The organism is Bacteroidales bacterium (assembly GCA_018334875.1).
In the GTDB taxonomy this organism is placed as follows: Bacteria; Bacteroidota; Bacteroidia; order Bacteroidales; family UBA12077; genus JAGXLC01.
In genome coordinates this window covers 5,420-9,241 of sequence record JAGXLC010000157.1, presented here as the reverse complement: position 1 = coordinate 9,241, position 3,822 = coordinate 5,420, and the positions used below count along the sequence as shown (strand labels likewise).

At 41.7% G+C, this 3,822-nt stretch carries 6 protein-coding genes; all 6 read right to left on the bottom strand.

Going from position 1 to position 3,822, the window contains the following annotated elements:
• Positions 1 to 24: 24 nt before the first annotated feature.
• Entirely contained in the window at positions 25 to 1,599 is a 1,575-nt protein-coding gene (locus KGY70_12600) for an NAD(P)H-hydrate dehydratase (GenBank protein MBS3776024.1), read from the bottom strand.
• A 117-nt stretch (positions 1,600 to 1,716) separates the two neighbouring features.
• Complete coding sequence (locus KGY70_12595) at positions 1,717 to 2,058, bottom strand: hypothetical protein (GenBank protein ID MBS3776023.1); 342 nt, start codon at positions 2,056 to 2,058, stop codon at positions 1,717 to 1,719.
• Entirely contained in the window at positions 2,028 to 2,348 is a 321-nt protein-coding gene (locus KGY70_12590) for a class I SAM-dependent methyltransferase (protein ID MBS3776022.1), read from the bottom strand. The genes KGY70_12595 and KGY70_12590 overlap by 31 nt, the downstream gene beginning before the upstream one ends.
• On the bottom strand, positions 2,303 to 2,476 hold the full coding sequence (locus tag KGY70_12585; GenBank protein MBS3776021.1) for a hypothetical protein: 174 nt from the start codon (positions 2,474 to 2,476) through the stop codon (positions 2,303 to 2,305). Before KGY70_12585 ends, KGY70_12590 begins: the two co-directional genes overlap by 46 nt.
• Before the next feature lie 24 nt (positions 2,477 to 2,500).
• Entirely contained in the window at positions 2,501 to 2,974 is a 474-nt protein-coding gene (locus KGY70_12580) for a NifB/NifX family molybdenum-iron cluster-binding protein (protein ID MBS3776020.1), read from the bottom strand.
• A gap of 135 nt (positions 2,975 to 3,109) precedes the next feature.
• The gene (locus KGY70_12575) at positions 3,110 to 3,688 is read right to left on the bottom strand and encodes a methyltransferase domain-containing protein (GenBank protein ID MBS3776019.1); all 579 of its coding nucleotides are present in this window, start codon (positions 3,686 to 3,688) and stop codon (positions 3,110 to 3,112) included.
• Positions 3,689 to 3,822: the final 134 nt, after the last annotated feature.

The window sequence follows — 3,822 nt, the reverse complement described above, 5'->3', positions numbered from 1 at the left end:
GAATTATTCTTAAAATAATTCGGTTTAAATGCGATAGATTTTGTGATAATGATCTTTGGTAATATCCTCATATTCCTCCCGGAAAGCCTTCATGGATGCGGGCAGTTTGTTCATGATATCGTCTGCCACCAGGCCGTCTTCCCCTGTTTCCCTGGCTGCAAGATCACCGGCAAAACCGTGCATGAAAACGCCCATACGGGCAGCATTATCAAGGGAAAATCCAAAACCTGCCATAGCAGCTATGGTTCCGGTGAGCACGTCGCCGCTGCCGGCTGTAGCCATACCCGGGTTACCGCTGAGGTTAATGAAAACCCTCTTATCGGGATAACCGATCAGTGAATGGGCTCCTTTTAAAACTATTGTTGCATTGAGCTCCTGAGCAGTATTTTGCACCACATAAATTTTGTTTTTCAGGATGGCGCTGATGCTATTCTTGGTTAGCCTTGCCATTTCACCCGGATGCGGCGTTAACAGGGTAGGAGCCTGGCGTTTTTTGATGCATTCGGTATCCTGCGCTACAGCAGTGATACCATCTCCATCAATAAGAACAGGCTTTTTGATTTCAGACACCAGTTCCCTTACCAGTTGCTGTGTTTCTTCATTCAGGGATAAGCCCGGACCGATCACCACCATGTCAGTTGTTTCAGCGAATTCCAGGAGCTGTTCCTTGTTTCCTTTGCTGATGCTGCCGGATTCGGTGCCTTTCTGCGGTACAAAAATGATCTCACTACCTTTGTTTCCAATAAATTCCGAAATACTCTCAGGTGTAGCCAGAAAAGAAAGTCCGCCTCCGGCTTTAAGAAATGAAAATGCAGAAAAATATGGAGCACCCAGGTAATTGGAAGAGCCGGCAATGAACAGTACCTTGCCATAGTCCCCTTTATGGGTGTCTCTTCCCCTTGGTGGAAGGGGTTCCGGATCATTAGTAGCCATTTTAATCTCCTCAGAATCATAAAGGTCAGGAGGGAAAGAAATGTGCGTAACATATAGTTTTCCTCCTCTTTCAAAACCGGGATAAAGCAGGTTTCCTGCTTTTGGGAGACCGAATGTGGTTGTATGATCGGCATTTACTGCCGTGCCCATAACCTGTCCGGTATCTCCGTTCACGCCTGAGGGGATGTCAATGCTGAATACAGTTTTCTTAGCCGAATTGATCAACTCTATGGCGTCCCTGTATTTTCCTTCCACCTCCCGGTCAATGCCGGTTCCGAAAATGGCATCTATTAATGCATCGGCATTTTGGACCGATCTTTTCGCCTCGGAAGCATCTTTCCACTCAATTATCCTGATCTGAAGTTTTTCCGCTATATCCAGATTTTGTTTGGCGGCCCCTTTGAATTTTGACCGGTCGCCCAGCATAATCACTGTGACTTCAGCACCGTTGGAATGGAGCTTTCTGGCCACAACCAGCCCATCGCCACCGTTATTACCACTTCCACAAAAAACAACAAAGTGTTTCCTCTCAATCCCAAATTCTTTCAGGATGGTAAAATAAGCTGCCTGACCGGCATTTTCCATCAAAAGCTCCTGGACGATGCCGTATTCTTCCATAGCCCTTCGGTCCAGATCTCTCATTTGATTTATGCTGCAGATTTTCATAAGCTAATTTTTTGTTAATGTTACACTGTTAAATTACTCGCTTCGCTCATGAAGATATACGTTGTTAGATTGTAAATTTAACTAATATTGTCATTCTTCCCTGATATTAAACAATTACTAGAGATCTTTATTGACGACATCAGCCAGGGCCTCTTCCATCTTTCCGCTTCTGAAAATAAGCTTCATTCCCCTTTCCTCAAGTCGTTTTACACCCTTTTTACCAATTTTTTCAGATACAATGGTGTCGCAATCTTTGATAATTTCATAAACATCCAGGGTTTTTTGACGTTGCTTGGTCTTCTCGTAAGGATTGTCTCTTTTTTCAATAAGCCGGAATGTTCCGTCTTCTATCTTGTAAATGTACATATATTTTGCCATTCCCAGCATTTTACTGAAAATATCGACGCCATCATTTGTAGGGACGGCAATTAACCTATTCTCTTCTTTGGTTTTATCCATATTTTACATTTCTTTTTGAAATGTTCTCCCATAATCTCCGATATGTCAATCCCAATAATTTTACCCTCTGGTGATAGGTATTTTGCCATATAGCAGGCATTACGCCCCGTACCACAACCAAAATCAATTATTTTGTCTTCCGGTTGAATGTTCAGTGATCTTATGGCGCGTTTTATTAGTGGTTTATAAAAGCCAAAACTGACCAGATCCAGTAATCTGTCATAATGTTTTAAACCAAATGGAGTCAGTTCGACCCTTGATTCTGGGTAAAGTCTTGTTTTGTTGGCCATATGAATGTTTTTAAATCTTCCCGGTTATCATATTCATAGATTAAAAATTTATCGGCATCCCCGAAATGTCTTGGCTTGATGGTATCCAAATGGTCTACTGCAATGGTAAATGTCAGTTTATTCTCCATAAAATAAGGCGTTTGGATTTGTTATCAACCCCGGCTCCGGCCTTTGTCACCGTTTCTTCCTTTTCCGTGTCCTTTGCCTGTGCTTCTTCCCAGATCCATTCCGCGTCCTGTGCCTCGTCCGCTGGCATTGCCATCTGCCTTACGGGGGGAGTGCAGGCTTTCTTTGATCGTGGGCTCCTGCATCGGCGAAATCTCATCGTTATAAACCTTGCTAATGGATTCATTTACAGTCATTTTGCGACAGAGGTACACTTTTAATCCGTATCCCGTAGCCTCATTAAAAGCTGAAGGCCCTATGTTGCCGACAAGTACTTTACTGATACCCTGTTTCATAAAATTTCCAATATCCGGCTTTTCCTGGTCCGGATCAACACCCGGATGAGCCTCATAATCCATTGTTTGGGGGTTGATGACAATAAAAAATTTTGCATGTCCGAATCTCCCGGATATTTTTGAATCCAACTGATCCCCGGAGGATGCGACCAAATATTTTTCCATAATAGAAGCCTTTTTTATTTAATACTTTTAAAATGAACTCACCTTTATATTGCAAATATAATGAGAATATTCTCATTTTGCAATAAATTATGATTTATCTTTTCTCCAGACTTCCCCAAATTGGTCTCAATTAAGTTAATAAGTATTCTTGGTGAAGTTTAAAACATATCCCTCATCATAGTAATCATCATGAAAAAGGTGCTTCAGTTCTTTTTTATCAATAGAAAAGCATGTGCTTTCTATTTCCCTGGTAAGTTCGTCCAGGTTGACATTGGCCAGATGAATCATGGGCATGTTGGATTCAGTATGTTTGGGATAAACTGAAAGGATGCCATCGGATTTTAACAATTTACAGGCATTTTCATAAACTTTCCTCCTTTTTTCAGCTTCCATAAAATGAAGCACATCATAAAAAAGCATGAAATCCACGCTTTCTTCCTCCAGGTCAATATCTAACTCCTCCGAATGATCCACAACGGGAAAAATGTTGTGCAAACCCAGGGATTTTGCTTCATCTATCAGTTCATCAAGTGTAAACCGGCTTTTATCCACGGCATATACTTTGCCTTGTTCTCCTACCACTTTAGCAGCTGGGATGGTATAATGCCCTTCACCGCAGCCGAAATCGAGCATTGTCTGGTTCTTTTTTAAACCGATGCTCCTTAAATAAGGCTCGCCGTCCTCATTGATCCATTTTTTAACATCGTGCAGCATGAAATTTTTTGTCTAAATTACAGACAAGGCGCAAATTAAGCACCAAATAACAATATACAAATTTCAAAAATTGTCTGGCTTTGAAAGACAGACCCCTCAAACCCTCAAATTCTTTGTCAAACTCCTGTCAAACA

Bases quoted from the DNA above. Each gene is read 5' to 3' on its own strand.
- KGY70_12580 (MBS3776020.1), bottom strand. From the start codon at position 2,974: ATGGAAAAATATTTGGTCGCATCCTCCGGGGATCAGTTGGATTCAAAA.
- KGY70_12600 (MBS3776024.1), bottom strand. From the start codon at position 1,599: ATGAAAATCTGCAGCATAAATCAAATGAGAGATCTGGACCGAAGGGCT.
- KGY70_12590 (MBS3776022.1), bottom strand. From the start codon at position 2,348: ATGGCCAACAAAACAAGACTTTACCCAGAATCAAGGGTCGAACTGACT.
- KGY70_12585 (MBS3776021.1), bottom strand. From the start codon at position 2,476: ATGGAGAATAAACTGACATTTACCATTGCAGTAGACCATTTGGATACC.
- KGY70_12595 (MBS3776023.1), bottom strand. From the start codon at position 2,058: ATGGATAAAACCAAAGAAGAGAATAGGTTAATTGCCGTCCCTACAAAT.
- KGY70_12575 (MBS3776019.1), bottom strand. From the start codon at position 3,688: ATGCTGCACGATGTTAAAAAATGGATCAATGAGGACGGCGAGCCTTAT.